This is a genomic window from Vibrio sp. 378 (assembly GCF_033339435.1).
The window spans coordinates 553-846 of record NZ_JAWOUO010000319.1 but is presented as its reverse complement, the minus strand read 5'-3'; the positions used below and the strand labels follow the sequence as shown (position 1 = coordinate 846).

Sequence of the window (294 nt, the reverse complement as noted above, 5' to 3'; positions counted from 1 at the left end):
AGTTTGAACGTTCAGTGGTGCAGTCGTTGCTTGCCCTTGCGCTGGTTGGTTCAACAATGCTTGAAAGTCTACGGCAGAGTTGTTCACGCGTGCATTCGCAGAAGTCGTTTGGCTAATTTGAATATCTTGTGGTTGCGGTGATGTGTTTAACAAGGCATTAGCTTGCGCTGGGCTTGTTGTTTTTGCTTCACCTTTTACTTCCAACGGATTGACTTTGTTGAACGACGCAACCGATTTCTCAGCCATGTTTAGCATGCCTTGCGTCAAGGTTTGCGCTTGCGCTGCAAGGTCTGG

General features: G+C 48.0%; 1 pseudogene. It reads right to left on the bottom strand.

Annotated features, from left to right (window positions below):
• Positions 1-294: pseudogene (locus R7Q48_RS25975) on the bottom strand (flagellar hook-length control protein FliK); the annotation flags it as partial.